The sequence below is a fragment of the Geomonas sp. genome, from assembly GCF_056994735.1.
On record NZ_JBXKJL010000142.1, the window covers coordinates 1 to 2,048 of the forward strand.

Here is a 2,048-nt window from a genome sequence, read left to right on the forward strand (position 1 = left end):
CAGGTCAAGGATGAAAATGAAATTTTAATGGGGAAAAAAGGGTTGACACCGATCTGCCGGTTTGCTATAAACAGGACTCCTTTGATGGGGCTGTAGCTCAGTTGGGAGAGCGCTTGAATGGCATTCAAGAGGTCGACAGTTCGATCCTGTTCAGCTCCACCATCATTAATTACAAGGCACTCGGCGCCACCGTCGAATGCCTTTTTTTAACGTCTTCTTCACATAACCCCCCGGATCTCCGGTGGACACCTTTGATGGGGCTGTAGCTCAGTTGGGAGAGCGCTTGAATGGCATTCAAGAGGTCGACAGTTCGATCCTGTTCAGCTCCACCATCACGAAGAAAAAGGCACTTGGCGCATCCGCCCAAGTGCCTTTTTCTTTAACGGCGAACCTCTCGGCCGTCCCCTCTTCCGTCCATCTCCAACCAACCAGCGACCAGTCCAGCCTATCCCGTTAGCCCAGCGTCAGCCGGTTCTTCCCGGCCGCCTTGCTCTGATACATCAGGGCGTCCGCCCGCTGGATCAGCGATCCCAGCGAGTCGCGATCAGTGGCAAGGGTGGCCCCGATCGAGATGGTGACCTGCAGCCTCTTATCCGCGACCACCAGAAAGGATCTCTCAACCAGCCTGCGCAGCCGCTGTCCCATCTGCTTCAGGTCGGCGGCGGTGACGTTGCGCGCGATCCCTACGAATTCTTCCCCGCCCCACCTGCCGTACAGGTCGAAGGGACGCGAATTGGCGCTGAGGGTTCTGGCCACGAACTGCAGGACGCGGTCACCGGTATCATGACCATACCCGTCGTTGACCAGCTTGAAGTCGTCGATGTCCATGAACATCACGCCGAAGGGAATGCCGTAGCGGGTCCTCTCCTCAAGGCGCGCCTCCAATTCCCTCTCAAGATAGAGACGGTTTGCCAGCCGGGTGAGCCTGTCCAGCAGCGCCAGGTGCTCCAACTCCTTCAGCCTCAGCTCGTTCGCCGTCTTGCTGCTGATGTCATTGAAGATCATGACCTCGGCGACAACCTTCCCCTGGGCATCCTCCAGCGTGGTGACCCGCACCGAAACGGGGACGCGGTGCCCGTCCTTGTGGCGCAGGAAAACCTCGGTCTCACGGTCGCCCCCCTGCAAGGCCAGGGCGAAGGGACAGTCCCCGGAGCAAAGAGAAGTGCCGGCCTCGTCGACGTGGCAGAGGATATTGTCGGCACAGGTGTGGCCCAGGACCTCCTCCATGGTGAACCCGGAGATCCGTTGTGCCGCCTGGTTCCAGTAGACCACCCTCCTGGACGTGTCCACGATGTAGAGCCCGTCAGGTATTTGGTCAATTATTTTCCTGTAGGACTCGATGCCGAGATCCATCTCCGGGCTCCTGTCATTCGCATAGCATTGGAAGATCAATATTCATTAGTATAATTGTTCTTAGGTTCCAATGTCAAAAAGGATCAGGTTAAATAACATTCACGAGTTGAAAAAGATCTTTCTACCAGGGAGATAGAAGCAGGGATTGGGCATTGCGAAGCCAACTCATTGGCAGCTCGATGTTATTGCAAATTCGAAGGGCTGGAAACAGACTGAATTTATAGGGGACCTCCCCTTAAACTCCCCCCTTGAAAAAGGGGGGCCGGGGGGGACAGGGGGGATTTGCAGTAAAGGCCGACGTGGAGATATCTATCATCGGCACCTCAACCTTGTCACCTTTCGCAGTTCTAGCCCTTCCCTGATTTGAAGTGCTCCGCGACGATCCCTTGGGCCAGGTCCATCGACGAGGTGAAGGCCGGGGAGATCGGATTGAGGACGTGGAGGGTCGGCCCGTCCGCCACCAGCATGAAATCCATCACCATCTGCTTCGTCTCCCAATCGACAAGTTGCGGACGTATCCCGACCTTGCTGGCCGCCACCAGGTCGTGGGGTGACAGCTGCTTTACCAGTCGTGCCGCATCCCTATAGAAGAAAGATGGAAGGTATTTGACGGGTTCGCTGAGGGCGACGCTGCGGAATTCGGGATTGGCGAAGAACAGCACCAGGTCTTCGAAAGCGATGGCAAACCCCTCGGC

1 protein-coding gene, 2 tRNA genes and 1 pseudogene are annotated in these 2,048 nt (G+C 56.6%); 2 read left to right on the top strand and 2 right to left on the bottom strand.

Annotation, left to right across the window (positions count from 1 at the left end):
* Positions 1-86 precede the first annotated feature (86 nt).
* Positions 87-162 (top strand) — tRNA-Ala (locus AC11W3_RS06990).
* 94 nt (positions 163-256) lie between these two features.
* Positions 257-332, top strand: a tRNA-Ala gene (locus AC11W3_RS06995).
* 121 nt (positions 333-453) lie between these two features.
* Here the strand turns inward: AC11W3_RS06995 and AC11W3_RS07000 are convergent.
* Together AC11W3_RS07000 and AC11W3_RS07005 are read right to left on the bottom strand one after the other, a co-directional pair.
* Positions 454-1,353 carry a GGDEF domain-containing protein gene (locus AC11W3_RS07000; RefSeq protein WP_484090241.1) on the bottom strand — a complete coding sequence of 300 codons (900 nt, stop codon included), beginning with the start codon at positions 1,351-1,353 and terminating at the stop codon, positions 454-456.
* A gap of 347 nt (positions 1,354-1,700) precedes the next feature.
* A pseudogene (locus AC11W3_RS07005) lies at positions 1,701-2,048 on the bottom strand (L-2-hydroxyglutarate oxidase); the annotation flags it as partial.

Excerpts from the sequence above, each read along its gene's own strand:
- AC11W3_RS07000 (WP_484090241.1), bottom strand. The coding sequence starts at position 1,353 with ATGGATCTCGGCATCGAGTCCTACAGGAAAATAATTGACCAAATACCT.